Source organism: Bradyrhizobium sp. 956_D2_N1_4 (assembly GCF_052076025.1).
Lineage (GTDB): Bacteria > Pseudomonadota > Alphaproteobacteria > Rhizobiales > Xanthobacteraceae > Bradyrhizobium > Bradyrhizobium barranii.
This window is the reverse complement of sequence record NZ_CP197237.1, coordinates 5,832,088-5,857,983: the sequence shown is the minus strand read 5'-3', so window position 1 is coordinate 5,857,983 and position 25,896 is coordinate 5,832,088. Positions and strand designations below refer to the sequence as shown.

The following is a 25,896-nucleotide window of genomic DNA, read 5'->3' as shown; positions in this document are numbered from 1 at the left end:
TCGCGGCCCCGCATCCGCCTTCGCCAAGGCTTCGGCGGACAAGGGCGGGGCGAGGGAGAAGGGAGGGCGGTGCTCGGGGTTAAGAGTGGGAAAGCCTCAGCGCCCAAAACGCTTGGCCAGCATCTCTTTCAAAATCTGCCGCTTGATATTCTTGTTGGTGAGCACGCCGTCGTGCCACCAGAAGCCGTCGGCCTTCATCTTCTCGGCCGCGCGGACGAAGCGCTCGGCGACCTCGGTGAAATCGGCGTCGGTGTAGTTCAGGCTGAAGATCAGCCGTCCGGTGCCGACCCAGCTCAGCGACAGGCCTTCGGCGCGCAGGTAATATTGCAGCATCCAGTTGTAGCGGGACGGGGTGGTGTACTTCACCGTCCAGATCGACGAGAAGTTGGCGAACCGCACCGGCAGGTTGGCATCGGTCATCATCTGGTTGAGCTTTTGCGCACGGCCGTTCCAGGTCGTGTCCAGGCCGTCGTAGATGGCACGGAAGTTCGGGCTGGCAAGCCGGCTCAAGAACTCGTCCATCGCCGTCATGACGTAGGGATGCGAGTTGAAGGTGCCGCGGGCGAAGCAGATGTCGGCGGGACGATCGTCGCGGAAGCGGCGCATCAATTCCTTCTTGCCGCAGACGACGCCGACCGGCAGGCCGCCGGCAAGGCTCTTGCCGTAGGTCACCATGTCGGCCTTGACGCCAAAGTACTCCTGGGCGCCGCCGGCGGCGAGACGGAAGCCGACGAAGACCTCGTCGAAGATCAGCGCGATGCCGCGCTCGGTGCAGACTTCGCGCAGCTTCTTCAGCCACTCGGTATACGCCGCGCGGTCAAAGTTTCCGCCGCGGGAGGAATCGACCAGCGAGGAATCGCCGGGCGCGTTGCCGTTCGGATGCAGGCCCTGCAACGGATTGACCAGCACGCAGGCGATGTCCTTGCGCGTGCGCAGCACGTGCAATGTCTTCTCGGACATCTCGGCGAGGGTGTAGGTCTCGTGCGCGGGAATCGGATTGCCGACGCCGGGCTGTACGTCGCCCCACCAGCCGTGATAGGCGCCGGCGAAACGAACGAGATGCGTGCGCTTGGTGTGGTAGCGCGCAAGCCGCACCGCCTGCATGACGGCCTCGGTGCCGGACATGTGGAACGAGACTTCGTCGAGGCCCGAGATCTGGCAGAGCCGCTGCACATTCTCGAGGATGACGGGATGGTAGGGGCCGAGCACGGGGCCGAGTGCATGCGCGCGCTTCTCCGAGCCCTCGATGCACTCCTTGTAGAAGTCGTTGCCGAAGATGTTGACGCCGTAGGACCCGGTGAGGTCGTAAGAGGTGTTGCCGTCGACATCCGTGACGGTGACGCCGCTGGACGATTCCATGAAGGTCGAGGTGCCCAGATGCTCGCGGACGAGGCGCGAGAACTGGAACGGCACGCGGTAGGTTTCGGTGAAGTGCAGGTCGGAGATCTTTTCCGCCGCTTCCTTCGTCATCGCGCGGCCCCTGGGGTAGCGCTCGGCGTAGAGGCCGGCGAGGCGGAAGAAGGCGTCCTTGCGCTGCTTCACCACGTTATCAGGCGCGCCGTCGCAGCCGAAATACTGATCGCCCTCGAACTCGTAGAACGGGAGCAGCTTGGCCACCCGGCGCGACATCTTGGAGTGCCCGGCGAGCGACCGGTGCTTGGCGCGGGAGAGTGCGATGCGCGCCTTGAGCTTCGGGAAGGCGGCGGCAGCGGACGCTGCGGCGGCCACGGAAAATGAGAGAATCGGGAGTGTCGTTTCCATGACAACAAGCGCTAATACTGCGAGCTGACAGATTCATGACAGTCAAAGCCCTCATCGCCTCTTTCACCCAGCAGGAAGACCTCAACTTCCTGTTGACCAACCGCATCCCCCGCGCGGCCCTGACCCGCTTCATGGGCCGGTTCTCCAAGATCGAGAATCCCCTGGTCCGGGACTTCTCGATCGCGCTGTGGAAGCTGTTTTCCGACCTCGATCTGTCGGAGGCGCGCAAGACCCACTTCAAGAGCCTGCACGACTGCTTCACCCGGGAGCTCAAGCCGGGGCTGCGGCCCTTCGATCCAGACCCTTCCATTGTCGCCAGCCCCTCGGACGGCATCGTTGGCGCCCATGGCCGGATCGCCGACACCGAGCTGTTCCAGGTCAAGGGTGCGCCCTATTCGCTGCTCGACCTGCTCGGTGACTCAGCGCTCGTGGATCAGCACCGCAACGGAAGCTTCGTCACGCTGCGGTTGACCTCGAGCATGTATCACCGCTTCCATGCGCCCTATGATGCGCATATCGAACGCGTCACGCTGATCCATGGCGACGTCTGGAACGTCAATCCGATCGCGCTGAAGCGGGTCGAGCGCCTGTTCTGCAAGAACGAGCGCGCGGTGATCCGCACGCATTTGTCGACCGGCGAAGCCGTGACGCTGGTGCCGGTCGCCGCGATCCTGGTCGCGAGCATCCGCCTGCACTTCCTCGACATGGTGCTGAACGCGCAGACTCGCGGCCCGGTCAATTTCCCCTGCGACGTCAACGTGACCAAGGGCGAGGAGCTCGGCTGGTTCGAGCACGGCTCCACCATCATCATCCTGGCGCCCGGTGATTTCAACTTCTGCGACGGCATCGGCGAGGGCACCCGCATTCGCGCAGGTCAAGCGCTGTTGAAGAAGAACTAGCCTTCAATCCGCCGCGTCGGCAGCCTATATCGTCGGCGGGCCGATTGGATCGACACGGAATCTTGTGATGGCGCGGGCGCCGGTGATGGCGGCGGGTGGTATTGTGCTGCGGCGTGGCGCGCCGCCGCTGGTTGCGGTCGTGCGCCAGCGCAAGCGCAACGAATGGGTTTTGCCCAAGGGCAAGCTCGACGACGGCGAGACGCCGAAGGAAGCCGCGCACCGCGAGGTGCTGGAAGAGACCGGCCACGATGTGGCCATCCACGAATTCCTCGGCACGCTCGTCTACCAGTCGGGAGGGCGCTCCAAGGTCGTGCATTTCTGGCGCATGGAGGCCGAGGGCGGTCCCGTTCGCAAGCTGATGAACGACATCAAGGCGGTCGACTGGCTGACGCTGGAGGATGCGCTCGCGCGCCTGTCGCGCGAATATGAGCGCGCGTTCCTGGTGCAGGTCGGTCCGATCGCGCTCGCGGCGGCCGGGCTGGCGTCTACGCCGGTGCCCGAGCCGGCGCCAGCAACCGACGACATCGATGCAGCTTTGCAAACCCTGACACCCGCTGAAGTCGCCTCAGTCGACGAGCTGCGTCATGGCCTGTTGCAGAAGGTGAAGGCCTGGTTGCGCGGCGAAGCGTGAGTTGTCTTTACGCTGCTTTGCTCGCGAGTTTGGAAACATCCGCGAGCTAGCAAGTTTGTGGGAGCCTTAGTTCCCTCCAAGTCGTCATTGCGAGCGCAGCGAAGCAATCCAGAGTCTCTCCGCGGAAAGATTCTGGATTGCTTCGCTTCGCTCGCAATGACGGAGGAGAGGGCCGCGCACTCGACGTCGACCCTCATGGTGAGGAGCGCGCGTCGCGCGTCTCGAACCATGCGGCCCGACTGTGGCCTCGCCCTTCGAGATGCTTGCTTCGCAAGCTCCTCAGGGTGAGGGGAGGCACCGTTCACCGCCGCTCTTTCTTCTCCTTCGGAGCGGGCGCCGGTCTGCGCGGTGCTGCGGGACGTTGCGCGGCGGGGAGGCGCTGCTGGAATCCGCCCTGGCGCTGGATGCCGCCTGGCTGCTGAGCCGCAGGCGGCTGGCCCGGCTGCAATCCGGTGCGCGGCGTTTGCGGCTGCGGCGCCGTGCCCGGCTGTGACGGCACGACTCCGCCGGGCTGCGCCGGGGTCTGTCCGTTTCGCTGTGGCTGCGTCTGCAACGCGCCGCCGGGCTGCGTGCCTTGTCCAGTACGCGGCGCACCTGCCGGCTGTCCCGCACCTTGCTGCTGACCTGGTTGCTGCTGGCCCTGCTGCTGCTGGCCTCGCTGCTGCTGACCCTGGCCCGCGCGCGGCGTACCCGGTTGCACGGCGCCGCCTTGTCCTTGCCGCTGCGGCGACTGCGCGCCCTGGCGGCCCGGCGTGCCCGGCTGCTGCTGGCCCGGACGGTTGTTCTGGCCGGGCTGGCCGTTCGGCCGCTGCGGCTGCTGACCGGGTGCTGTCGCCGGCCGCAATTGCTGCTGCTGCGGTGGCTGGGTCGGCCGCGGAATGCGGCTGATTGCGGTCGGATTGGCACGGCGGAAGTCGCGCTGCTCGGTGACGATCTGCCGGCCCGTGGTCTGCGCCAGATGCACCTGGCTGACGAAGCCGCGGTCGCGCGTGATCTGCTGCGGAGCGATCGTGATCGGCACGGCGGCAAAGCGCATGCCGCCTGTGCCTCCGGCGCCCGGGCGGATCGCAAAACCGCTTGCGGCCTGCGTCAAGGCGCCGAGTCGCGTGCCGCTGGTGCGATCGTTGACCTCGATGTGGCCGACCCGGCCGTCGGCGTCGGGATAGAGCTTGATGTTGACGTTATTCGCAGCACTGGCCGCCGCGCCTTCGGGAACGTCGACGACGCCGGTGGTGCCGCGGATGCCGAGCGTTGCGGTCGGCGTCGCGATCTTCATGTCGCCGGTCTTCGCCACGGCTGCTGCAACGAAGGCAACGGTGCCCTTGCCGATGTCGAAGATCGCCGAATTTTGCTTGCCGCCGTCCTCATAGACGTAATTGTCGATGGTGATCTTCGCGCTGGCGGAGAGGTTGAACGTGGTGGCGTCGTTGAAGGTGATGCCGAGCGAGGAGTTCGACGAGGTCTGCACGACGTCGTTGAGATAGATGTCGTCGCGCACGCGCAGCGGATACGAGTTCCTGTCGCGGACCACGGTCGCGATCCCCGTCACGGTCGCGACGTTGCCGATGGGCTCGACGGCGGCGGGTTGCGCGTCCGTGGCGGGCGCAGGTGAAGCCGACGGCGTCGGGGAGGGGGCGGGCGTTGGCTGCGCCTGGGGCTGGGCCTGCGCAAGCTCGATTGCATCGGATGCGAGCGCCACGCTCGCGCCGGCCAGCGGCAACGCCAGCAACGGAAGCGCAAAGACGAAGCGGCGCCAAGCCACCATTGATGTCACGAGGAAGTCCCGGTGAGAACGCGAGGCGAGATCGGCCGATATCAGCTGGGGTTAGCTGAATGGTGGATGAACATGTGTCGCATGGACGGGGCGAACGTTCAAACGACCTGCGATACGAGCGAATGAGCTCGGCCCTCTCTACTGCGTCATGGCCGGGCTTGTCCTGGCCATCCACGTCTTAACGCGCGTTACCGGGAACGTGGATGCCCGGGCCTTCGCCTCGCCGAAGCGGCTTCGGCCGCGCAGGCGGGACAAGCCCGGGCATGACGATCATTGTGCACCTGTCGAGGATGACATCGTTGATGTCAGCTGACGCGCTTCCAGGTCTGGCCGCCGCAGAACATGCCGCCGAAGGCGCAGCCCTGCACGCGCATCGCATTCGGGCCCTTCATCGCGATCGTGGAGTCGTAGTTGCGGCCGGAGTCGGGATCGTGGATGCGGCCGCTCCACTTCGCGCCGTCGGGCTTCATGTTGATCAGGATGCGCTCGTTGGACTTCATGGCGTAACCGCAGAGATTGGCGCCGCAATGTTCGACGCGGACATTGCCCTTGTTCTCTTCGGTCGCCCAGACGCCGATCGGCGTATTGGCGGCCGACGCCGGCGCGGCGGCCACCGGAGCCGGAGCGGGCGCAATCGCGACCGGTGCAGGCGCGGCAACGGGAGCCGCGGCGGGCGCGGTCTGCGCGGTGTTGTCGTAGCCGGCGGCCGGAGCGGCGGCAACAGTCGGAGCCGCGGGGGTGGCGACAGCAGGCGCGGCCGCCTGCACCGGCACCTGTTGCACGGGCTGCTGCTGCACCGGAGCCGGCGCCGGCTGTGCGGTCGTCGTGGACGGAGCTGGCGTGGTGTCGTCGTCGTCGTCCTTGGAGCCGCCGAGGCCCTTGAGATTGATGTTGTTCAGCTTGATCGGCTTGTCCGACAGGCCCGGCGCAACGATCGTCACGCAGTCGAGCGAGGCGCAGTTGCGCGGCGTCTCGATGCGGATGTGCTGGCCTTCGATCTGGAACGCAATCGAGTTGCCGGCATGCGCGGCGGCGGTCGAAGCGAGGAAGAGCGCGGTGGCGGCGATGGTGAGCTTGTTCATGGCAACCTCTGAAAATTGTGCCGGTCTGAACTGGTGTCGCTGGTGGATGAAGCGTGGTTCGACCCTACGCCGGGCCTGTCCCGACTTCTGTGATGGACGTCACAACGATCCGTGCCGGCTGGGTGAGGCAGCGCACATTCAGCGGCGGGTCGTCCTGCGTAACCTCGTGGCGACACAGAGGGAGGCACCGATGAAGCGGCTTGCGACATCGCTTGGCACATTGATCGCTTTGGTGGCGATGGCGTCTTCAGCGCATGCCGGTGCCTACACCTTCTCGATCGGCGGCCACCGGTTTCATGTCGAGGCGCCGCGGAATTGCCGGTCTGCTTCCTGTGTGTCGGTTTCATCCAATCGCAGCCTCCGGCGGACGATCGATGCCGATACGACACCTGCTCCGCTGCCCGTAGTCGCGCCGTCGCAACCGGCTTGTCCGGCAGCTCCGGTCAGGCCGGCGCCAGCGGCCGTCGTCGTGGCACCACCCGCGCCGCCCGCCCCCGTCATGGCCGCGGCCACATCGCAGCCCGTTGTCTTGCCGCCGCCAAGACTCGAGGCGCCGAGCCCCAATCCGCCGAGAGTTGAGCTGCCGCGCATGGATCCGCCGAAGACGGTCATGCTCGATCCGCCGCGCATGGAGGTGACGGCCGTCGCTCCGAGGCCCGACGAGACTTCATCGATCGCCCAGCGCAGCGATGACGAGCCGGCTTATTCGCCGCTCGGCGAATGGGAGAGCCCAGGCGCGAAGGGCACGGTTCGCGTCGAACGCTGCGGCGCCGCGCTGTGCGGCTATGCGCTGACCGAAGCCTCGAGCCGGGGCGAAAGCGTGCTCGTCAACATGAAGCCGAAAACGCACGATTCCTGGACCGGCAGCATCTACAGCCGTTCCAGCGGCAGCACCTATTATGGGACGATGACGCTGACGGCTTCCGGCAGGCTTCGCGTCGAAGCCTGCGCGCTCGGCCGCTTCTGGTGCTCCGGCAACGACTGGACGCGCGTCGAGGAGCGGCAGCAGAAGGTGATCACGACATCACAGCAGTGGGGGGCAAGGTCGTAGTCTTTCGCGGGCAGGCGTGCTGCTTACCCTCTCCCGCAAGGGGAGAAGGAAAAGAAAGATCCCCTGTCCAATTTGTAATCGTCCCGCACCGAACCTGCATCTCGCTTGCACGCGACCGATGGCTGACGACGCATGCAAGGAGAGCCACCATGAAACGTCTCGGCCTCATCGCCGCGCTGCTGATCGGCAGCGCGGTCCCGGCCCACGCCGACACCGACATCTGGAACAACAGGCTGAAGCAGCAGCGCGGCGACGATGCGCTGCATGTCGACAGCGCGTTCTGCGACGCGCAACTCGGCGCGCCGCAGAACGGCACGGCGACTTCGGCGCAATACAAGCGCTGCATGCGGACGCGGGGCTGGCGCTTCAGTCATACGGTTCGCGAGAAGGACGACGGCTATCCCGATCCTGATAATCCCGGTCTCGTCTGCCACGACTTCAAGATTGGCGGCGTCACGGGATCGTCCTGTTCGAATTTCTGAGCACGGCAATAGGCCCGGCGGCCGGATGATCCGGCGCCGCCGGGCAAGCCCGTGATGCGGTCGGTGATGTCTCTAGATCATGCCGAGCACGATGGCGCCGACAAAGGCCATGGCGAGGCACGCGGTGATAACGCTCAGTCTCCCGGCGAACGTCATAAGGTCGCTCCCGCTGCTGTCCCCCGTGCGAGCGCATCATGGTTAACAGAGAGTCTCTCTCCGAAAAAGTCAGCCTTGCTTCCGCTGCTGCCTGGCGGCGTACGCGCGTGCGTGCCGGTATGGTTAAAGAACACTGAAATCAACACGTTGAAGAGTCTTTAAGTAAATTCACCGAACGTGCGTGCATGACGCGCGGAGTTCGTTTGTATCTCGTCGGCTCCATCGTCCTTGTTTCGCTTGCGGGTTGCGGACGCGGCTTTTTCCAGGCCGAACGCGAACCGTGGCGGGCCGAGGCCGAAGCCGCATGCCTGAAATCGGGCGCGGTGAAAGAGGGGCCGGATCTCGTCCGCATCGAGCCGATCTCGGGCCCCGGCATGTGCGGCGCCGAGTTCCCGTTGAAGGTCGCCGCCATCGGCGAAGCCTCGGGCAGCTATGGCTTTGCCGACGAGGAACTGCGTCCGCCGGGGAGTGTCGGCGGCCAGCCGCGATGGCCGGTGACGCAGCCGCGATCGAACCCTCCGCAGAGCCAGAACTATCCGTCATCCTCCTATCCGCAGCGGTCGAACTATCCCGAGAGCGCGGTGCGCCAGCCCTCCGGCTACGGCAACGCGCCCGGCCCGATGTCGCTGAACGCGCCCGGCGTGGCCCAGCAAGAGGACGAAATCGACCTGCCGCCCGAAGGCACCGACGCCGCGGGCGCCGCACGCTACATGAATGCGCCGAGCTATCCGGCGCGGCCGGCGCCGTACTCGCAGGCGCCCGCGCAGCAACCTTTGCCGCGTCTTGGTCCGGCGCAGGGCAATCCCGTCATCGCCGTCGGCCCCGTCGCGATCAAGCCGACCGCGACGCTCGCCTGTCCGATCGTGTCCGAGCTCGATCGCTGGCTCGCCGACACCGTGCAGCCATCGGCGATGCGCTGGTTCGGCGCCCGCGTCGTCGAGATCAAGCAGATCTCCGCCTATTCCTGCCGCGGCATGAACGGCAACTCGCACGCCCACATTTCCGAGCACGCCTTCGGCAACGCGCTCGACATCGCCGCCTTCGTGCTCGCCGACGGCCGCCGCGTCACCGTGAAGGACGGCTGGCGCGGCATGCCGGAAGAGCAGGGGTTTTTGCGCGACGTGCAGTCGGGCGCGTGCGCGCATTTCACCACGGTGCTGGCGCCGGGCTCGAACGTCTATCACTACGATCATATCCACGTGGATCTGATGCGCCGCGCCAGCCGCCGCCTGATCTGCCAGCCCGCCGCCGTCTCGGGCGACGAGGTCGCCGGCCGCGCCCAGCAGCGCAACCCTTACGCCGGTCGGCGTGATCCCTATGTCACGGGCTCGCTCGGAACGCGCAAGAGCGCGACGCGCAAGCAGGAAGAGGACGAGTACGCCGACGAGTAAGATGCCCGCCGATATCGTCCGCTATCTCACCCATCCGCAGGTGCAAATAGATCCCACGGTGCCCGTGCCGCAATGGGGCCTGAGTTCGGTCGGTCGCGCGCGCACTGAGACCGCGGCGAATGCGGGCTGGCTCGCGAGCACCACGCAGATCGTCTCGAGCGCCGAGCGCAAGGCGATCGAGACCGCGGAGATCATCGCGGGCCGCCTCGGACTCATGATCGAGATCCGCGAGGCCATGCATGAGAACGACCGTTCAGCGACCGGCTTCCTGAAACCGGCCGAGTTCGAGGAGGTCGCCGACCAGTTTTTCGCGCAGCCACATCTCAACGTCCGCGGCTGGGAGCGCGCCGTCGATGCGCAGGCGCGCATCGTGCGCGAGACCGAGGCGGTGCTATCCCGCAATCGCCCGGGCGACGTTCTCTTCGTTGGCCACGGTGCCGTCGGCACGCTGCTGTTCTGTCACCAAGCCGGTCATGCCATCGATCGCGTTCACGATCAGGCGGCCGGCGGCGGCAATTGCTTCGCATTCACCCGGGAGGGGCGCCGCGTCCTGCATGGGTGGCGCAAGATGGAAGAGATCGGGGCCTAGTCCCTGGGTGCCGGACAGTCACTTCGAGGCCGGCTTCGACGGTGCGGGGACCAGCCCCATGCACCGCTGCACCTCGCCCGGAACGTTGTAGGTCCGCATGATATGGCGGCTGTCGCGCAAGCCGGTCGCCTCCCGTTGCACCACGAGCATCCAGAGCGCCTGGCCGGCTTCCATCACCAGCTTGCGCCGCGCCGCTTGCATTGAGGCCGGCACTTCCGAGCGCGCGTGAGCGGCGTCGAATTCGCGCAGGCGCGCAAGACTCTGTTCGAGTGCACTGCCCATCCGTCCAAGCGCTGAGGCCTGTTCCTGGACGATCTCGTAATGGAGGATATCGACAGGCGGGCGAAGATCACGGGACATGGCGCTTAATATAATGCCGCGGCAGCGGGCTGCGCAACGAGTGGCACGCCGCTGCTACTTCGCGCGGTACGCCGCCAGAAACATCCGCGTCGCGCTGTCGACGACCTCGGTCATGCGCTCTTCCGACGGCGCAGGCGCGGCCTGGAAAACGAACGGCAGGAAGAGCGAGGCCTTGCACAGCTCCATGAACTGTGACGCTGCCAGATCGCAATCGTCGATCTTGAGGTCGCCGGAGGCGACATGGATTTTGAGATATTCGGAGAGCCGGTTGATGGTCTTGTCCAGCACGCGCAGATAATAGCGGCGGCCCACGTCAGGCATGCGCTCGGCGATCGCCATCACGGTGCGGATCGCCGAACCGCCGCCGGGCCGGCACAGCAGATGGATATAGGCCTGGCCAAAATCCTTCAGCGTGGTCTCGGCGTCGCGCGCGGGATCGAAATTGAAAACGACCTGGCCGTGCTGGAGCGCCTCCTGCTCGAGGATGGCTTCGAACAGCGCGCATTTGTCGGCGAAGTAGACGTAGAGCGTGCCCTTGGAGACCTGCGCCGCGCGCGCGATCTCGCCCATGCTGGCGCCGTCGAAACCGAGATCCATGAACACCTTGCGGGCTCCGTCCAGGATCTGGCGGCGCTTGGAGCTGTCCTCCTCTTGGACGACGTGGAGATGTTCGCGGCCGGCTACAACCATTGGTTCAGCGTCTCGGAAGGTTTCTGGATCGGGCCCGACCCATGAAACCCAAATAAAGGATTCGGGCCAGTAGGGTCCTGCCCGGGAATATTATCTATGTTGACCGAACCGTTCGGTCAATGATATTTGGAATGGGCGAAAGGGAACCGGCCGCAGGAGGGCCGTCCCTGGTCGCCGCTTTTTTTGTTGGGGAGGCCTTTATGGCCGTATCGAGAGACCAGGCTGCGCGCGTCCTTCGCCAGGAAGCGGTGGAGACGACGCCGGGGCATGCCGGCAGTGAAGCTGCGACCGAGAAATCCGTCGCCCTTGCCGAGCAGTTGCGCTCTCATGTGGCCGAGGAAACCAAGCGCCGCACCAATGAGGCGCCGGAGACGCCCGTGACCGACAAGCCGGCTGCACCCGCTGCCGCCGACGCGCCGAAGCCCGGCAAGCGCAAATTCGTCCTGATGGGTGTTGGCCTCGTGCTGGCGCTCGCGGCCGCGAGCTATGCCGGCTACTACACGCTGGTCGGCCGCTTCTACGTCTCCACCGACGACGCCTATGTCCGCGCCAACAACACCATGCTGGGCGCGCGCGTTGCCGGCCACATCTCTTCGATCCTCGCCGGCGACAACACGACCGTGCGCGCCGGCGACGTCGTCTTCCGCATCGATGACGGCGACTACAAGATCGCGGTCGATGCCGCCGCGACCAGGATCGCGACCCAGCAGGCCACCATCGATCGCATCGGCCGCCAGATTGCAGCGCTCGACAGCCAGGTTGCACAGGCCAAGGCGCAGCTCGTCTCGGCCGAGGCGGGCCTCAAGCGCGCCGATCTCGATTATGAGCGCCAGCAGGCGCTGAGCAGCAAGGGCTTTGCTTCGCGCGCCACGTTCGAAAGCTCGGAAGCCGGACGCGACCAGGGCGCCGCCGCGGTCAAGGCCGCCCAGGCCGCCTACGACGTCGCGGTCAGCAATGTCCACGTCACCAAGGCGCAGCAGGCCGAAGCGCAGGCGCAGCTCGCCGAGCTCAAGACCTCGCTCGCCAAGGCCGAGCGCGATCTCGCCTTCACCGCGGTGCGCGCGCCGGTCGACGGCACGTTCTCGAACCGCCTGGTCAGCGCCGGCGACTTCGTCGCGGTCGGCCAGCGTCTCGGCAACATCGTGCCGCTCGACGACGTCTATATCGACGCCAATTTCAAGGAAACCCAGCTCAAGCGCATCCGTCCCGGCCAGCCGGTGACGATCAAGGTCGATGCCTACGGCATGCGCAAGTTCTCCGGAATCGTCGACAGCATCGCAGCGGGCTCCGGCTCGGTGTTCACGCTGCTGCCGCCCGACAACGCCACCGGCAACTTCACCAAGATCGTGCAGCGCGTGCCGGTCCGCATCCGCGTGCCGAAGTCGGTGGCGAAGCAGAACCTGCTCCGCGCCGGCATGTCGGTCTATGCGACCGTCGATACCAACAAGGGCGCCGCCGACGCCGACAGCGAGATCGATCTCGACGATCCCACCGCGATCCACCCGCAGTAGCCACAAATCGAGCGCTGCGAGGTCAGACCATGGCCAACGCCACCACCGCCTCACCCGCCATGATGGCGAACCCCGACTCGGAGCGCATCGCGCCGAAGCGGCTGTTCGCCTTCATCATCATGGTGTTCGGGATGTTCATGTCGATCCTGGACATCCAGATCGTCTCGGCGTCCCTCAGTGAAATCCAGGCAGGCCTGTCGGCAAGCTCCAGCGAGGTCGCCTGGGTCCAGACCGCCTATCTGATCGCCGAGGTGATCGCGATCCCGCTGTCGGGCTTTTTGTCGCGCGCTTTCGGCACGCGGCTGCTGTTCGCGATCTCGGCCGCGGGCTTCACCGCCTCGAGCCTGCTCTGCGGCTTCGCCACCACGATCGAGGAGATGATCCTCTGGCGTGCCCTTCAGGGCTTTTTGGGCGCCGGCATGATCCCGACCGTGTTCGCCTCGGCCTATACTGTATTCCCGCGCTCCAAATTCCACATCGTCGGTCCCATCATCGGGCTTGTTGCGACCCTGGCTCCCACGATCGGCCCGACGGTCGGCGGCTACATCACCGATCTGATGTCGTGGAACTGGCTGTTCTTCATCAACGTCGTGCCCGGCATCGGCATTACGCTGGGCGTGCTGGCGCTGGTCGATTTCGACGAGCCGCATTTCGAGCTGCTCGACCGCTTCGACTGGTGGGGCCTGCTCTTCATGGCCGGCTTCCTCGGCACGCTGGAATATGTGCTGGAGGAAGGTCCGCAACATGAGTGGATGCAGGACACGTCCGTCGCGATCTGCGCCTGGATCTGCGCGGTCTCGGCGATCGCCTTCTTCTGGCGCGTGTTCACCGCGGCCGAGCCGATCGTCAATTTGCGCACCTTCTCCAACCGCAATTTCGCGGTCGGCTGCGTCCTGCAGTTCTGCATCGGTATCGGGCTCTACGGCCTGACCTACATCTATCCGCGCTACCTCGCCGAAGTGCGCGGCTACAGCGCGCTGATGATCGGCGAGACCATGTTCGTCTCGGGCATCACCATGTTCCTGGTCGCGCCGCTGGTTGGCCGTCTCATGGTGAAGGTCGACATGCGCTACATGATCGCGTTCGGCCTCATCGTGTTCGCGATCGGCTCCTACCAGATGACCTGGATCACGCGCGACTACGATTTCTACGAGCTGCTGGTGCCGCAGATCCTGCGCGGCATCGGCATGATGTTCGCGATGGTGCCGACCAACAACATCGCGCTCGGAACGCTGGCGCCCGACAGGGTGAAGAACGCCTCCGGCCTGTTCAACCTGATGCGCAATCTCGGCGGCGCGGTCGGCCTTGCCGTCATCAACACCGTGCTCAACAACCGCACCGATTTGCACATCACCCGCCTTCAGGAGCGGGTGACCTGGGGCAATGCGACCGCGACCGAAACCCTGACCATGTTCATGCAGAAATTCCAGGGGCTCGGCGATTCCACGCTGATGGCGATGAAGCAGCTCAGCCAGATCGTGCACCGCCAGGCCGTGGTGATGAGCTTTGGCGACGCCTTCTTCGCGCTGACGCTGTTCTATCTCGGCCTCAGCCTGCTGGTCACGCTGCTGAGCAAACCGGCCTCGATGACCGGTGGCGGCGACGCGCATTAGGCAAGCGGCTTACGAGGTGTCATCGCCCGCGGAGGCGGGCGATCCAGTACTCCGCAGCGGAAGTTGTGTGAGCTAACTATCGCCGCGGAGTACTGGATGCCCCGGTCAAGCCGGGGCATGACAGCGGAGATTGAGGCGGCGGCGATGCCGGACCAAGGCGCCACGCACCAAATTGCAACACTCGTCCGTGAATTCGCGGGGGCCCCGTTGCAAACCGGAAACGATACATCTATAAAGCGCACCTCATTCAATCGAGCCAGGGAGAGATTTGCATGATTTCGTCGCACTCGCAGATCGTACGCCCGCGTTCGATGTTCTGGTTCGGTATGTCGGCGGCCTGTTAGAGGCCTCTTCCGCCAGATTCGATCGGGTCACGAGTCCCGATCTCTCCACTTCCCAAGTCAAAATCAGTTGTGAGTGACGCCGGTCAGCCCTCCGTGGCGGACTTGCGTCCGTCGATGGAGCCGGCCTGCGCCGAAAGCGGCCGGATAATGTCATGACCTCTCTGTCAAAAAGGCCCGCGGCCATACGCGTGGTGCTGCCCTTCGTATTCCGGCACTGGCTGAAGCAGCCCGGACGCGGCCTGATCGTGGCCGGCGGCCTGCTGGGCGCAACCATCGCCGACCTGTTCATGCCGGTATTCTCCGGACATCTGGTCGATGCGCTGACGCGCGGCTCGTCCGATCCCGACGCGCGCCGCGCGGCGCTGGTTGCGTTCGGCGCCATCGTGGCGCTCGGAGCGGCGTCCGTGGTGCTGAGGTTGATCGGTCTCCAGGCGATCGTCCCGTTCACGCTCAAGATCATGTCGGATGTCGCCCAGGAGGCCTTCACGCGCGTGCAGCGCTTCTCGACCGACTGGCACGCCAACTCCTTTGCCGGCTCCACGGTGCGCAAGGTCACCCGCGGCATGTGGGCGCTCGACCTGCTCAACGACACCATCCTGATGGCGTTGGCGCCGTCTCTGCTGGTGTTGATCGGCTCCATGGTCCTGATCGGCCTGCACTGGACGTCGCTCGGCGCGGTGATCGCGGTGGGCGCGCTTTTCTACGTCGCCATCACCGTGCTGTTCTCGACGCGCTACATCGCGCCGGCCGCGCGCGTCTCCAACGCCTGGGACACCAAGGTCGGCGGTACGCTGGCGGACGCGCTGACCTGCAACGCCGTAGTGAAATCCTTCGGCGCCGAAGCGCGCGAGGATACGCGGCTCGCCCGCGTCATCAACCGCTGGCGCGTGCGCGTGCGGCGGACCTGGTTTCGCTACAACTACACGGCCATGGCGCAGCTCTCGCTGCTGCTATGCCTGCGTGCGTCCGTGATCGGCGGCGCGGTGCTGCTGTGGATGTCCGGGCACGCGTCGCCCGGTGACGTCACCTATGTGCTGACGAGCTACTACGTCATCCACGCCTATCTGCGCGACGTCGGCATGCACATCAACAACCTCCAGCGCTCGGTCAACGACATGGACGAATTGGTGGCGATCCATGGCGAGCCGATCGGGATTGCCGATGCGGCCAGTGCGCGACCGATCGCGATCGAGGCCGGCGAGATCGTATTCGACGACGTCACGTTCCACTATGGCGGCCATCGCGCGCCACTGTATGACGGACTGTCGGTCACGATCCGCGCCGGCGAGCGCGTCGGCCTGGTCGGCCGCTCCGGCTCCGGCAAGACGACCTTCGTCAAGCTGGTGCAGCGGCTGTACGACGTCTCCGGTGGTCGCGTGCTGATCGACGGGCAGGACATCGCGCTCGCTACGCAGCAATCGCTGCGCAGCCAGATCGCGATCGTGCAGCAGGAGCCGATCCTGTTCCACCGCACGCTTGCGGAGAACATCGCCTATGGCCGGCCCGGTGCCAGCCTGGAGGCGATCGAGCACGCGGCGCGGCTGGCGAACGCGCACGACTTCATCCTGCGCCTGCCGAAGGGCTACGGCACGTTGGTTGGCGAGCGTGGCGTGAAGCTGTCGGGCGGCGAGCGGCAGCGCGTGGCGCTGGCGCGCGCCTTCCTGGCGGATGCGCCGGTGCTGATCCTGGACGAGGCGACCTCGAGCCTCGATTCGGAATCGGAGGCGCTGATCCAGCAGGCGATGGAGCGGCTGATGAAGGGCCGGACCTCGATCGTGATCGCGCACCGGCTGTCGACGGTGCGCAGCCTCGATCGGATCCTGGTGTTCGACCGCGGCGAGATCGTCGAGCAAGGCACCCATGCCATGCTCGCGAGCAAGCCCGGCGGCATCTATCGCGGTCTGTTCGAGCGCCAGGTGGTGGAGCTCGGGCGCATCGCGGCGGCGGAATGAGAGGCGCGCGGCAGCGGGACGAAAGTCCCGCGGTCACGCCGTTAAGGATGGAATGAGATGAAGGACCTGACGCGCGGCTCCATCGTGAGCCACATCCTGAGCATGGCGCCTCCGATCGTGGTCGGCATGATCACGATCATGATCTGTCAGCTCGTCGATCTGTATTTCGTCTCGGGTCTGGGCGAGGCGGCGATCGCCGGCGTCGCGGCGGCCGGTAATGCGGGCTTTCTGGTCAACGCGCTGATGCAGGTGCTCGGCGTCGGCACGGTTGCGCTGATGGCGCACGCCGTGGGGCGGAAGGACCGCGACGACGCCAATCTGGTCTTCAACCAGTCGGTCGTCCTGTCGGTGCTGTTCGGGATCCTGACATTGGTCGCGGGCCTCGCGCTGTCGCGCCCCTACATGCGCGCGGTTGCAGCCGACGAAGCTACGGTCGAAGCCGGTACCGTTTATCTGCTCTGGTTTATGCCGGCGCTGGCGCTGCAATTCGCCACGCAAGTGATGGCTTCCGCATTGCGGGCGACCGGCATCGTGCGGCCGAGCATGCTGGTGCAGGCGCTGGCCGTGGTCATCAACATCGCGCTGGCGCCGGTCCTGATCACGGGCTGGGGCACCGGACATGCGCTCGGTGTCGCCGGTGCCGGCCTTGCCAGCTCGATCGCCGTCTTCGTCGGCGTGCTGATGCTGTTCGGCTATTTCCTCAAGCTGGAGCGCTACGTCGCGTTTCACCCCGAGCAGTGGCGGCCGCAGCTGCGGCAGTGGAAGAGAATCCTCAATGTCGGCCTGCCCGCAGGCGGGGAATTTGCGATGATCTTCATCATCATGGCCGTGGGCTATTACGTGCTGAGCATTTTTGGCCCGGCGGCGCAGGCGGGGTTTGGCATCGGGACGCGTCTCCTCGGGCTGATCCAGATGCCGGCGCTCGCCATCGCCCTCGCTGCAGGGCCCATCGCCGGCCAGAATTTCGGCGCCGGCAATGGAGCACGTGTGCGGGAGACCTTTGTCAAGGCGTCGCTTATCGCGACCGCCGTGATGATTGTCTTCATGATACTCGCGCAGTTCGCGCCCGGTCTGTTGCTTGCCGGCTTCTCCAGGGATCAGGAGACGATGGCGGTTGCGTCGCTGTTTCTGCGCCTCGTCTCGCTCAACATGGTGGCGCAGGGGCTGATCTTTACTTGCTCCAGCATGTTTCAGGGGCTTGGCAACACCAAGCCGGTGTTGTGGACCTCGGCGACGCGGGTTCTCACCTATTCCCTGCCGTCGATCTGGCTCTCGACGTGGCCGGGCTTCCGGATGGAGCATGTCTGGTATTTGTCGATCGCGACGACCACGCTACAGGCCGCCCTGAGCGTGTGGCTGTTGCTCCGGGAGTTCAGAAAGCGCCTTGCGCTGCCGGCACAGGAGAAGGTCGCGAAGCCGGCAAATCCCGAGCCGGTTGTGCCTCCAATGCGCGAGCCCGCGTAGCAGATTGAACGGACGCGCGCTTGTCGCCCACCCACGGCTCCGGCTAGTTTGCCGCGCCGTGGGTGGGCCGCGAATCTGCAAGGGACAGCAATGACCGAGGTGTTGAACGAGCAAGGACGAGCGTCCTGGCTCTCCGCGATCTGGGCGGCGCGCTACCGCACACCGGCCCGCTTCGTCGCGCTGGTCGCGTTGCTGCTGCCCTGGAGCACCACCGGCGTGACTTTTGCGCTCGTGCCCTGGCTGATCGCCTTTGCTTTCATCGACCTTCGCGAACTCCCGCGCTCGCTGCTGCGCCCGATCTGCCTGCTGCCGATCGCGCTGTTCGTGCTGGCACTCGTCGGCACGCTCTGGTCGGTTGCGCCCTGGGCCGAGCGGCTGCACGCGCTCGGGCCGCCGGCAAAACTGCTGGTGATCCCGCTGCTGATCTACCAGTTCGAGCGCTGGCCCTACGGCAAATGGGTTTTTGCGGCGTTCCTGGTCTCCTGCACGCTGCTCATGCTGTACTCCTTCACTGTCGCGATCGATCCCAGGCTCTCGCTGAAGCTCTATCTGTCGCGCGGGCCCTACCAGGTCGAGAGCGGGATCGCCGTGCGCAATTATATCGACCAGAGCCAGGAATTCGCGCTCTGTGCGATCGCGCTGGTGTACCCGATCGTGACGCTGGTCCAGCAGGGCCGCGTTCGGATCGCGGCGTTGTTCGCCGTATTGGCGCTCGGCTTCCTCGCCAACATGATGTTCGTCGTGGTCTCGCGCACGGCGCTGGTGACGCTGCCGGTCCTGCTCGTGGTGTTTGCACTGCTGCATCTGCGCTGGCGGGTGGCGCTCGTTGCCGGCGCTGCGACGGCGTTGATCGCCGTAGCGCTCTGGGCCGTCTCGCCGCATCTGCGCGCGACCGTCGGCAAGTTCCAGAGCGATTATGAAAGGAGCCTGGAGGCCGACAACAATTCGATTAGCGGCATGGGCTCGCGTCTCGAATACTGGCGGAAGTCCCTTGGGTTCATCGCCGACGCGCCGCTGATCGGCCACGGCACCGGCTCGATCCGCGGTCTGTTCGCCGGCGTGGCCGCCAATCCGCACGACGACCCGCTGCGCGGCGAGATCGTCAGCAACCCGCACAATCAGCCCCTGAGCAATGCCGTGCAGTGGGGGATGGTCGGCGTGCTGGTCCTCTACGCGCTGTGGATCGCGCACCTCTTGATGTTTCGCGGCGAGGGGCTAGCCTGCTGGATCGGTATGCTGGTCGTGGTGCAGAACATGCTGTCCTCACTGCTCAACACGCATCTGTTCGATTTCACCTCGGGCTGGATCTACGTGCTCGGTGTCGGCGTCGCCGGCGGCATGGCGCTCGCGGCGAAGAGGACGCGCACCTAAAGCGCGGCAATACTGTTCCAGACGAGGGTGAGGCCCGACAGGAACAACAGGCCGAGCACGACGTCGCCAAAATGCTTGTCGTTCAGTGCGTGATAGACGCGGGCGCCGGCCCAGGCGCCGATCAGCGTGCCCGGGAAGGCGACCAGCGCGAGCCAGACCACCTTGAATTCGACGAGACCCGACGCCGTCTGCAACACCAGCGCGGTCGCGAGCACGGTGAAATTGAAGAGCTGGAAGATGCCGCGCCGCTCGTGCTTGTTCCAGCCGCGGATATTGGCCCAGAGGATCGGCAGCGGCCCGGACAATCCGGCGAGGCCGCCGAGAATGCCGCCGGCAAAGCCGATCGCGCCGTCGGCAATGCGGCCACCGAACGTCACGGCGAGGGGCCTCTTGTTGAGATAGAGAGCGGTCGAAAAGATCAGGATCAGCACGCCGACGCTCAGCTTGAATACTTTTGGATCGGCGGAGGCGATCAGCATGGTGCCGAGCGGCACGCCGATCAGGCCCCCGATCAGGAACGGCCAGACCAGCGACAGGTCGAAACTCTTCCACATCGACGGCAGCGTCGAGGTCTGCGCGATCACCGAGCAGATCAGCACCAGGGGCACCGCGAGCGAGGGCGGCAGGACGTAGAGCCAGATGCCGAGCGCCATCAGCGCGGTCCCGAAGCCGGCCAGTCCCGAGACGAAGCCGCCGGCCAGCGCGCCGAACAGCAGCAGCGCATAAGTGAGCGTTTCCAACAGATTGTCCTTGTCGCAATGGGCGATCCCGAACTGTTGATCGCCAACGCCCGCATAGCACGGCTGCGGCCGTGCAGGTCAATTCCAAAACCGCACGCAAGCGTGATCCCCAACCGCGGGCTTTCGCCAAAGGCAGGCCTACATGATGACCATACTTCAATCCGGGGGCCTGCCCGACGCCATGATGCGCTCTCATTGGCCTTTCCCCGAACGAGATGATGGAGAACGACCATGACCCGCACGAAGATTGCCGTTGCAGCCGCGCTGCTGTCTGCGGCGGCCCTGATGCCGACGATGGCGCAGGCGCAGTTCTCCGAACCCGCGGCCTATCAGGCCGCCCATCCCGACCGCGATGTGCTGAACGGCGGCCAGCTCACGCCTGCGGCGCGCGCGGCTCGTGGCGAGACAGTGGCACCGAGCGAGGCCTATGCGGCTTATTCGTCAGGCGTGACGCCGGTCGTTCGCCCGCGCCACCGCCGTCACCACCGATAAGAAGAGCCTAGACGATCTGCCTCGTGTCGGCCGGCCTGTGCAGCGCGCCGACCAGGATGCGCAGCGCTTCCGTCAGCTCCGATCGATTGCGCGCGGCGCCGAGCGAGACGCGCGCGGCATGCGGCGGTGTTCCGTCCACGGTGAAAGCGTCGCCGGCGACGACTGCAAGTCCATTCCGCAACAGATGCGCGGCGACGTCGGGGCGGCCCTCCGGCAGCCGCAGCCAGAGATGATGGGCGGCGGGCTTGGCCAGGAATTGAATGCCTTTCAGCGCGCGCTGCGCAAGCTGCTGGCGGCCGATCGCCTCGTTGCGGATGGCGGTGATGATGCGATCGGCGATGCCGTTCTCGATCCAATGCGTCACCAGCGCGACCATCAGCGGCGCCGGCATCTGCACGGTGGCCTGCAGGCCGGCACGCATGTCGCGCTGCGCGGCGTCGTCGGGCGTCAAGAGATAGGCGACGCGCAGCGCCGGCGCGATGCATTTCGACAGCGTGGTCGCGAGATAGGTCCGCTCCGGAATGAGGTTTGCGATCGGCGATGCCGAACGGTCGAGCAGCCCATAGGCATCGTCCTCGATCAGCGCCGTATCGGCATCGCTGATGATCTTTGCGATGGCGTTGCGCCGCTCGGCGGAAAGCGTCGCGGTGGTCGGATTGTGCAGCGTCGGAATGAGATAGACGGCCTTCGGCCTGTGCGCGCGACAGGTCTTCGCCAGCGCATCGGGCAGGATGCCGCCATCATCCATGGCGACACCGACGAGCTTGACGCCGAGCCGCGCCGCGGCGGCCTTGATGCCGGGGAAGGTGAGGGCTTCCGTCAGCACGACGTCGCCGGGCCGCGCGAGCTGAGCGAGCAGGTTGAACAGGATCGTCTGCGTACCGGGAAAGATCACGAGCCTGTCGGCGTGTGCGTGCGAAACGCGTGCACGCATCCAGCGGGCCGCGACCTCGCGCTCATGCGCGCTGCCGCCGGGCGGCTGATAGTTGAGATGCGCCGTCAGGCCCGATTGCGCGCGGATGGCTTCCATCCCGGCAATGATCCGCTCATCGAGTTGCGCTTCGAGCGGATGCGGCGGCACGTTCATCGAGAGGTCGATCGCGACCGGGTGCGGCATGTCGACCGCGCGGCGCGCGCTGGTCTCGGATACGAATGAGCCTTGTCCGACCCGGGCTTCCATGATGCCGCGGCGCCGCGCCTCGGTGTAGGCACGCGTCACCGTGGTGAGGTCGATGCCGAGGGCCTTCGCCAGCGCGCGCTGCGTCGGCAGCTGCTGGCCGCGCACCAGCCGGCCCGCGGCGATGTCGGCCTCCATGGCCTCGACGATGCGCTGGTAGCGCGGCCCGCTCAGCTCCGAGATTGTAGGGGTCCAATCCATGCAATTTAGGCCCATATCCTTTGAATGTATGGATACAAGATATTATTGTATGGATCAGCGAAAAGGAAGAGGTGCTGTCATGGCAACCGGTTCAGTCTCTCTCACGAAGGCGATGTGGCGCGGCTTCTTGGGCAAGTGCCCGAACTGCGGCGAAGGACATATGTTCGGGCGCTTCCTGAAAGTGGCCGACAGCTGCGACCATTGCGGCGAGGAGCTGTTTCACCAGCGCGCCGATGACTTCCCGGCTTATCTGGTGATGGTCGTAGTCGGCCATCTCGTGGTGCCGGCGATCCTCGCGGTCGAGACGGCCTACGCGCCGGCGGTCTGGCTGCAACTGGCCGTGTGGTTGCCGGTAACGCTGTTCGCTTCGCTCGCGCTGCTGCAACCGACCAAGGGCGCCATCGTCGGCCTGCAATGGCAGATCGGCATGCATGGTTTTGAGGCGGGCAAGCTGCGCCGCGAGGCCGTCGCGCCCGTCCTCGTGAAGGTGAACACCCGCGCGGCCTGAGGGGCCGCAGCGTTTACATCGCGCGCGCGGCGGCTACACTCCATCGTAGAAACAAGAACGATGGAAATGCCGATGGCCGCACGCGCGAAGACTTTTCTGCTCTGTCATGGCGCATGGTCCGGCGGATGGGCCTGGAAGAAGATGCATCCGCTGATGGCGCAGGCCGGCCACCGCCTGGTGGCGCCGACCTTCACCGGGCTTGGCGAGCGCGCGCATCTGGCCAGTCCCGCGATCGATCTGGATACGCACATCCAGGACATCCTCAACGTCATCAAGTTCGAGGACCTCGACGACATCGTGCTGCTCGGCCACAGCTATGGCGGCATGGTCGCGACCGGTGTTGCCGACCGCGCGCGCGAGCGCGTCACGCAACTGATCTATCTCGACGCCTTCGTGCCGCGTGACGGCCAGTCGCTGTTCGATCTCAACGAGGGCGGCCGCGAGCCGATGCGCAAGGCGACTGCCGCGGGCGACGGCTACCGCATCCCGCCGAATCCACCGCCGCCGGATACGCCGCAGGCCGATCTCGACTGGCTCAATGCGCGCCGCATCAACATGCCGATCAAATGTTTCGAGACGAGGCTCAAGCTCGAGCATGGCGAGCCGGCGATGCCGCGCAGCTACATCTATTGCAGGCGCATTCCGCCGGGCGATGTGTTCGGGCAGTTCGCGAAGCGCACGAAGAACGAGGAGGGCTGGCGCTATTTCGAGCTCGATGCGAGTCATGCGCCGAACGTGACGGCGCCCGAGGCTTTGATGGGCGTGTTGAACGAGATTGTCGCTTAGTTCGCAGCCGTCATTCCGGGGCTCGCGAAGCGAGAGCCCGGAATCCATCAGGCGGCAGAGTCGGTGGATGAATGGATTCCGGGCTCGTGCTGCGCACGCCCCGGAATGACAGCCGGGTCAAAATGGTGAGGGGCTCGATGCGGTCAGCATCGAACCCCTCGTTGCAAGATATCAGCCGGCCTGTAAGCCGGGTTCTGTAAGGCACCGTCCGCTTGCGCGAACGATACGTGACGGCCATTCCTCTGGGACCATGTTTGCACATGGCCTCGAGCAACCTACCCGGACGGCGGGCCTGACATCGCCCCGCGGCGTTATCGCTTGCGCGAACAGCCCGCTACGCCGTCCCTATTCGGTTTTGCTCCCGGTGGGGTTTACCATGCCGGCTCCGTTGCCGGAGCCGCGGTGCGCTCTTACCGCACCTTTTCACCCTTACCTGCCTACGCAGCTTGCGCTGCTACGGCACGGCAGGCCCGAGGGCTTGCCGCGCCAGAGCCCCGAAGGGGCGTCGGCGGGCGGTTCGTTCTCTGTGGCACTTTCCCTGGGGTTGCCCCCGCCGGACGTTATCCGGCACCGTATGTCAAGGGAGCCCGGACTTTCCTCCCCGGCGGCCTTTCGGCACCTGCCGGAGCGGCCGTCCGGCCGACTGACCGGCTACGCATGGGGCATTTGTGACGGTTCCGTCAAGCAGAGATCGCCGCGCACGCCGGCTGCGAATAATTTATCCTGAACATGTCGTTGGGCGTGGGCCCGGTTCGACTGGATGCCGGCAATCCAGCCGAGCAACAGGAGTTAAGCGATGCAGTATTTGCTGCTGATCTACCGGAACGAAGCTCAACAGAGCAAGATGGACCCCGCAGATTACCAGAAGCTGTTGGCGGAGTATTCCGCCTACACCCAGTCCATCGTCCAGAGCGGCAACTTCAAGGCCGGCGACGGGCTCCAGCCGACCTCGACTGCGACCACCGTTCGCGTTCGCGACGGCAAGGTACTCGCGACCGATGGTCCGTTCGCCGAGACCCGCGAGCAACTCGGCGGCTATTATCTCGTCGAGGCGAGAGACCTCGACGCAGCGATCGCGATGGCCGCGCGGATTCCCGGAGCCAGGGACGGCTCGATCGAAGTCAGGCCCGTGATGATCTACAAATGATCTCGTCCCCTGATATCGAATAATTATCCCGAGGATGTCGTTTGATGTTGGCCCCGTTCGACTGGATGTCGGCAATCAGGCCGAACAACAGGAGTAAGCCATGCAGTACCTACTGCTGATCTACCGGAACGAAGCGAAAATGATCAACATGTCCCCCGCGGACCGTCAGGCGCTGTCGGCGGAGTACGGCACTTACACGCAGTCCATCGTCCAGAGCGGCCATTTCAAGGCCGGCGACGGGCTTCAGCCGACCACGACGGCGACCACCGTGCGCGTGCGCGAGGGCAAGACCCTGACGACCGACGGTCCCTTCGCGGAGACTCGCGAGCAACTCGCCGGCTACTATCTGGTCGAGGCCAAGGATCTGGACACCGCCGTCGGACTGGCTGCTCGGATTCCCGAGGCCAAAGAGGGATCCATCGAAGTCAGGCCGGTCATGATCTACAAGTGATCTGTCCTGCCGACATCGCTCGGATTTTTCGCGACGAGGCGGGGCGGGTGCTTGCCACGCTGATCCGCCTCGTCGGCGATTTCGATCTCGCCGAGGACGCGCTCCAGGATGCCTTCGCGGTCGCGCTGGAGCGCTGGTCGGCGGGCGAGGTGCCCGATAATCCGCGCGCCTGGCTGGTCAATGTCGGTCGCAACAAGGCGATCGATCGCATCCGGCGGCAGGCCGTGTTCCGCGGCAAGCAGCGGGCGCTCGTGCATGAGCTCGAGTTCAACGCGCAGGCGCGCGACGAGCCGCCAGCAACGCTCGATGACGATATGCTGCGGCTGATCTTCACGTGCTGCCATCCAGCCTTCGCCATCGAGGTTCAGGTCGCGCTGACGCTGCGCACCGTCTGCGGGCTGTCCATGGCGCAGGTCGCGCGCGCCTTTCTCGTCGGCGAGGATGCGATGGCGCAGCGCCTCGTCCGCGCCAAGCAGAAGATCAGGCTCGCCGGCATTCCTTATGAAGTGCCCGAGCACGCCGCGCTTGCGCCGCGGCTCAACGGCGTGCTCGCCGTGATCTATCTCGTCTTCACCGAAGGCTATGTTGCGACCTCGGGCGCGGATTTGATGCGGCCCGATCTCGCGGTCGAAGCGATCAGGCTCGGCCGGTTGCTCGACCGGCTGATGCCGGATCGCGCCGGGATCAAAGGCCTGCTCGCCTTGATGTTACTGCACGATGCGCGCCGTGCCGGGCGCGAGACCACAGCCGGCGACGTCGTTCTGCTGGAAGAGCAGGATCGTTCGCTCTGGAATTGTGTGCAGATCGAGGAAGGTCTGCGTCTCGTGGACGACGCGCTCCGCGTGCCTGGCCGCCCGCAGCCCTATGCTGTGCAGGCCGCGATCGCCGCGCTGCATGCCCGTGCGCCGAGCTACGAGCAGACCGACTGGCCGCAGATCGCTGGCCTCTACGAAGTGCTCTTGCGCATCAATCCGTCGCCGGTGATCGAGCTTAACCACGCCGCCGCAGTCTCGATGGTCGACGGCCCGGCGCGCGCGCTCGATCTCGTCGACGCGATCACCGCGCGCGGCGGGCTTGGCGGCTACGAGCTGTTGCCTGCGGTGCGCGCGGATCTGTTGCGACGGCTTGGGCGCAAGGACGAAGCGCGCGAGGCGTATGTCGCCGCGACGGCGGCGACGCAGCTGGAGCCGTTGCGGCGGCTCTATGCGCGACGGATGCGGGAGATGGAGTAGTCGCCACGCATTCCGTCATTGCGAGGAGCGAAGCGACGAAG

General features: G+C 65.6%; 24 protein-coding genes and 1 other RNA gene. 17 read left to right on the top strand and 8 right to left on the bottom strand.

All coding sequences use genetic code 11. The features are described 5' to 3' along the window. Nucleotides 1-96: 96 nt before the first annotated feature. Nucleotides 97-1,761 (bottom strand): aminotransferase class III-fold pyridoxal phosphate-dependent enzyme, encoded by a 1,665-nt coding sequence (locus AB7535_RS27700; protein ID WP_085405122.1) that lies wholly within the window; start codon nucleotides 1,759-1,761, stop codon nucleotides 97-99. A 35-nt stretch (nucleotides 1,762-1,796) separates the two neighbouring features. Between AB7535_RS27700 and asd the strand changes: the two genes are divergently transcribed. Together asd and AB7535_RS27690 are read left to right on the top strand one after the other, a co-directional pair. Further along, nucleotides 1,797-2,660 carry an archaetidylserine decarboxylase gene (gene asd / locus AB7535_RS27695; protein ID WP_028153179.1) on the top strand — a complete coding sequence of 288 codons (864 nt, stop codon included), beginning with the start codon at nucleotides 1,797-1,799 and terminating at the stop codon, nucleotides 2,658-2,660. 67 nt (nucleotides 2,661-2,727) lie between these two features. Next, on the top strand, nucleotides 2,728-3,291 hold the full coding sequence (locus AB7535_RS27690) for an NUDIX hydrolase (RefSeq protein ID WP_085405121.1): 564 nt from the start codon (nucleotides 2,728-2,730) through the stop codon (nucleotides 3,289-3,291). 301 nt (nucleotides 3,292-3,592) lie between these two features. On the opposite strand, the gene AB7535_RS27685 is transcribed toward AB7535_RS27690, so the two are convergent. Next, nucleotides 3,593-5,056, bottom strand: coding sequence for a FecR domain-containing protein (locus AB7535_RS27685; protein WP_167767975.1), 1,464 nt, complete (start codon nucleotides 5,054-5,056; stop codon nucleotides 3,593-3,595). 314 nt (nucleotides 5,057-5,370) lie between these two features. Continuing rightward, entirely contained in the window at nucleotides 5,371-6,147 is a 777-nt protein-coding gene (locus tag AB7535_RS27680; protein WP_085399258.1) for a DUF2147 domain-containing protein, read from the bottom strand. Nucleotides 6,148-6,337: 190 nt separating this feature from the next. Between AB7535_RS27680 and AB7535_RS27675 the strand changes: the two genes are divergently transcribed. The 4 genes from AB7535_RS27675 (at nucleotide 6,338) to AB7535_RS27660 (ending at nucleotide 9,816) form a co-directional block, all read left to right on the top strand. After that, nucleotides 6,338-7,198, top strand: coding sequence for a DUF2147 domain-containing protein (locus tag AB7535_RS27675; RefSeq protein ID WP_085399259.1), 861 nt, complete (start codon nucleotides 6,338-6,340; stop codon nucleotides 7,196-7,198). Nucleotides 7,199-7,347: 149 nt separating this feature from the next. Then, nucleotides 7,348-7,680, top strand: a complete 333-nt coding sequence (locus AB7535_RS27670; protein ID WP_085399260.1) for a hypothetical protein — start codon at nucleotides 7,348-7,350, stop codon at nucleotides 7,678-7,680. 341 nt (nucleotides 7,681-8,021) lie between these two features. Next, nucleotides 8,022-9,227, top strand: a complete 1,206-nt coding sequence (locus AB7535_RS27665; protein WP_135214108.1) for an extensin-like domain-containing protein — start codon at nucleotides 8,022-8,024, stop codon at nucleotides 9,225-9,227. A 1-nt stretch (nucleotide 9,228) separates the two neighbouring features. Beyond that, nucleotides 9,229-9,816 carry a histidine phosphatase family protein gene (locus AB7535_RS27660; protein ID WP_085399262.1) on the top strand — a complete coding sequence of 196 codons (588 nt, stop codon included), beginning with the start codon at nucleotides 9,229-9,231 and terminating at the stop codon, nucleotides 9,814-9,816. 18 nt (nucleotides 9,817-9,834) lie between these two features. Here the strand turns inward: AB7535_RS27660 and AB7535_RS27655 are convergent, their stop codons facing one another. Together AB7535_RS27655 and AB7535_RS27650 are read right to left on the bottom strand one after the other, a co-directional pair. After that, nucleotides 9,835-10,176, bottom strand: coding sequence for a DUF6665 family protein (locus AB7535_RS27655; RefSeq protein ID WP_085399263.1), 342 nt, complete (start codon nucleotides 10,174-10,176; stop codon nucleotides 9,835-9,837). A 54-nt stretch (nucleotides 10,177-10,230) separates the two neighbouring features. After that, complete coding sequence (locus AB7535_RS27650; protein WP_085399264.1) at nucleotides 10,231-10,866, bottom strand: TetR/AcrR family transcriptional regulator; 636 nt, start codon at nucleotides 10,864-10,866, stop codon at nucleotides 10,231-10,233. A 200-nt stretch (nucleotides 10,867-11,066) separates the two neighbouring features. On the opposite strand from AB7535_RS27650, the gene AB7535_RS27645 reads away from it, so the two are divergent. The 5 genes from AB7535_RS27645 to AB7535_RS27625 all read left to right on the top strand — a co-directional run bounded on the left by AB7535_RS27645 (nucleotide 11,067) and on the right by AB7535_RS27625 (nucleotide 19,121). Beyond that, complete coding sequence (locus tag AB7535_RS27645) at nucleotides 11,067-12,377, top strand: HlyD family secretion protein (protein WP_085399265.1); 1,311 nt, start codon at nucleotides 11,067-11,069, stop codon at nucleotides 12,375-12,377. A 29-nt stretch (nucleotides 12,378-12,406) separates the two neighbouring features. Then, the gene (locus AB7535_RS27640) at nucleotides 12,407-13,990 is read left to right on the top strand and encodes a DHA2 family efflux MFS transporter permease subunit (RefSeq protein WP_085399266.1); all 1,584 of its coding nucleotides are present in this window, start codon (nucleotides 12,407-12,409) and stop codon (nucleotides 13,988-13,990) included. A 496-nt stretch (nucleotides 13,991-14,486) separates the two neighbouring features. Beyond that, a complete protein-coding gene (locus AB7535_RS27635; protein WP_085399267.1) occupies nucleotides 14,487-16,286 on the top strand; it encodes an ABC transporter ATP-binding protein in 1,800 nt (599 codons plus the stop codon). Between the two features lie 57 nt (nucleotides 16,287-16,343). Beyond that, a complete protein-coding gene (locus AB7535_RS27630) occupies nucleotides 16,344-17,750 on the top strand; it encodes an MATE family efflux transporter (protein WP_085399268.1) in 1,407 nt (468 codons plus the stop codon). 90 nt (nucleotides 17,751-17,840) lie between these two features. Next, nucleotides 17,841-19,121, top strand: a complete 1,281-nt coding sequence (locus AB7535_RS27625; RefSeq protein ID WP_085399269.1) for an O-antigen ligase family protein — start codon at nucleotides 17,841-17,843, stop codon at nucleotides 19,119-19,121. Here the strand turns inward: AB7535_RS27625 and AB7535_RS27620 are convergent. After that, a complete protein-coding gene (locus AB7535_RS27620; RefSeq protein ID WP_071910378.1) occupies nucleotides 19,118-19,861 on the bottom strand; it encodes a sulfite exporter TauE/SafE family protein in 744 nt (247 codons plus the stop codon). The two genes, AB7535_RS27625 and AB7535_RS27620, sit on opposite strands and share 4 nt — an antisense overlap. A 231-nt stretch (nucleotides 19,862-20,092) precedes the next feature. On the opposite strand from AB7535_RS27620, the gene AB7535_RS27615 reads away from it, so the two are divergent. Further along, nucleotides 20,093-20,353 (top strand): hypothetical protein, encoded by a 261-nt coding sequence (locus AB7535_RS27615; RefSeq protein ID WP_085399270.1) that lies wholly within the window; start codon nucleotides 20,093-20,095, stop codon nucleotides 20,351-20,353. Nucleotides 20,354-20,360: 7 nt separating this feature from the next. Here AB7535_RS27615 and AB7535_RS27610 read toward each other — a convergent pair whose 3' ends face one another. After that, nucleotides 20,361-21,731, bottom strand: coding sequence for an aminotransferase-like domain-containing protein (locus tag AB7535_RS27610; RefSeq protein WP_167767958.1), 1,371 nt, complete (start codon nucleotides 21,729-21,731; stop codon nucleotides 20,361-20,363). Nucleotides 21,732-21,780: 49 nt separating this feature from the next. Here AB7535_RS27610 and AB7535_RS27605 point away from each other — a divergent pair, with 49 nt between their 5' ends. Together AB7535_RS27605 and AB7535_RS27600 are read left to right on the top strand one after the other, a co-directional pair. Next, nucleotides 21,781-22,239 (top strand): DUF983 domain-containing protein, encoded by a 459-nt coding sequence (locus tag AB7535_RS27605; RefSeq protein WP_071910384.1) that lies wholly within the window; start codon nucleotides 21,781-21,783, stop codon nucleotides 22,237-22,239. Between the two features lie 72 nt (nucleotides 22,240-22,311). Beyond that, entirely contained in the window at nucleotides 22,312-23,025 is a 714-nt protein-coding gene (locus AB7535_RS27600) for an alpha/beta fold hydrolase (protein WP_085399286.1), read from the top strand. Nucleotides 23,026-23,192: 167 nt separating this feature from the next. On the opposite strand, the gene rnpB is transcribed toward AB7535_RS27600, so the two are convergent. Beyond that, an RNA gene (gene rnpB, locus AB7535_RS27595) (RNase P RNA component class A) lies at nucleotides 23,193-23,672 on the bottom strand. A 149-nt stretch (nucleotides 23,673-23,821) separates the two neighbouring features. On the opposite strand from rnpB, the gene AB7535_RS27590 reads away from it, so the two are divergent. The 3 genes from AB7535_RS27590 (at nucleotide 23,822) to AB7535_RS27580 (ending at nucleotide 25,855) form a co-directional block, all read left to right on the top strand. Further along, nucleotides 23,822-24,172, top strand: coding sequence for a YciI family protein (locus AB7535_RS27590; RefSeq protein ID WP_063981532.1), 351 nt, complete (start codon nucleotides 23,822-23,824; stop codon nucleotides 24,170-24,172). Between the two features lie 100 nt (nucleotides 24,173-24,272). Continuing rightward, nucleotides 24,273-24,623, top strand: coding sequence for a YciI family protein (locus tag AB7535_RS27585; RefSeq protein ID WP_063981533.1), 351 nt, complete (start codon nucleotides 24,273-24,275; stop codon nucleotides 24,621-24,623). Continuing rightward, the gene (locus tag AB7535_RS27580) at nucleotides 24,620-25,855 is read left to right on the top strand and encodes an RNA polymerase sigma factor (RefSeq protein WP_135214110.1); all 1,236 of its coding nucleotides are present in this window, start codon (nucleotides 24,620-24,622) and stop codon (nucleotides 25,853-25,855) included. Before AB7535_RS27585 ends, AB7535_RS27580 begins: the two co-directional genes overlap by 4 nt. Nucleotides 25,856-25,896: the final 41 nt, after the last annotated feature.

What these genes read in the sequence shown, in the direction of transcription:
- AB7535_RS27670 (WP_085399260.1), top strand. Translation starts at nt 7,348, where the DNA reads ATGAAACGTCTCGGCCTCATCGCCGCGCTGCTGATCGGCAGCGCGGTC.
- AB7535_RS27615 (WP_085399270.1), top strand. Translation starts at nt 20,093, where the DNA reads ATGACCCGCACGAAGATTGCCGTTGCAGCCGCGCTGCTGTCTGCGGCG.
- AB7535_RS27655 (WP_085399263.1), bottom strand. Translation starts at nt 10,176, where the DNA reads ATGTCCCGTGATCTTCGCCCGCCTGTCGATATCCTCCATTACGAGATC.
- AB7535_RS27645 (WP_085399265.1), top strand. Translation starts at nt 11,067, where the DNA reads ATGGCCGTATCGAGAGACCAGGCTGCGCGCGTCCTTCGCCAGGAAGCG.
- AB7535_RS27675 (WP_085399259.1), top strand. Translation starts at nt 6,338, where the DNA reads ATGAAGCGGCTTGCGACATCGCTTGGCACATTGATCGCTTTGGTGGCG.
- AB7535_RS27665 (WP_135214108.1), top strand. Translation starts at nt 8,022, where the DNA reads ATGACGCGCGGAGTTCGTTTGTATCTCGTCGGCTCCATCGTCCTTGTT.
- AB7535_RS27680 (WP_085399258.1), bottom strand. Translation starts at nt 6,147, where the DNA reads ATGAACAAGCTCACCATCGCCGCCACCGCGCTCTTCCTCGCTTCGACC.
- AB7535_RS27640 (WP_085399266.1), top strand. Translation starts at nt 12,407, where the DNA reads ATGGCCAACGCCACCACCGCCTCACCCGCCATGATGGCGAACCCCGAC.
- AB7535_RS27635 (WP_085399267.1), top strand. Translation starts at nt 14,487, where the DNA reads ATGACCTCTCTGTCAAAAAGGCCCGCGGCCATACGCGTGGTGCTGCCC.
- asd (WP_028153179.1), top strand. Translation starts at nt 1,797, where the DNA reads ATGACAGTCAAAGCCCTCATCGCCTCTTTCACCCAGCAGGAAGACCTC.
- AB7535_RS27685 (WP_167767975.1), bottom strand. Translation starts at nt 5,056, where the DNA reads ATGGTGGCTTGGCGCCGCTTCGTCTTTGCGCTTCCGTTGCTGGCGTTG.
- AB7535_RS27600 (WP_085399286.1), top strand. Translation starts at nt 22,312, where the DNA reads ATGGCCGCACGCGCGAAGACTTTTCTGCTCTGTCATGGCGCATGGTCC.
- AB7535_RS27650 (WP_085399264.1), bottom strand. Translation starts at nt 10,866, where the DNA reads ATGGTTGTAGCCGGCCGCGAACATCTCCACGTCGTCCAAGAGGAGGAC.
- AB7535_RS27690 (WP_085405121.1), top strand. Translation starts at nt 2,728, where the DNA reads ATGGCGCGGGCGCCGGTGATGGCGGCGGGTGGTATTGTGCTGCGGCGT.
- AB7535_RS27605 (WP_071910384.1), top strand. Translation starts at nt 21,781, where the DNA reads ATGGATCAGCGAAAAGGAAGAGGTGCTGTCATGGCAACCGGTTCAGTC.
- AB7535_RS27585 (WP_063981533.1), top strand. Translation starts at nt 24,273, where the DNA reads ATGCAGTACCTACTGCTGATCTACCGGAACGAAGCGAAAATGATCAAC.
- AB7535_RS27625 (WP_085399269.1), top strand. Translation starts at nt 17,841, where the DNA reads ATGACCGAGGTGTTGAACGAGCAAGGACGAGCGTCCTGGCTCTCCGCG.
- AB7535_RS27610 (WP_167767958.1), bottom strand. Translation starts at nt 21,731, where the DNA reads ATGGATTGGACCCCTACAATCTCGGAGCTGAGCGGGCCGCGCTACCAG.
- AB7535_RS27590 (WP_063981532.1), top strand. Translation starts at nt 23,822, where the DNA reads ATGCAGTATTTGCTGCTGATCTACCGGAACGAAGCTCAACAGAGCAAG.
- AB7535_RS27630 (WP_085399268.1), top strand. Translation starts at nt 16,344, where the DNA reads ATGAAGGACCTGACGCGCGGCTCCATCGTGAGCCACATCCTGAGCATG.
- AB7535_RS27660 (WP_085399262.1), top strand. Translation starts at nt 9,229, where the DNA reads ATGCCCGCCGATATCGTCCGCTATCTCACCCATCCGCAGGTGCAAATA.
- AB7535_RS27700 (WP_085405122.1), bottom strand. Translation starts at nt 1,761, where the DNA reads ATGGAAACGACACTCCCGATTCTCTCATTTTCCGTGGCCGCCGCAGCG.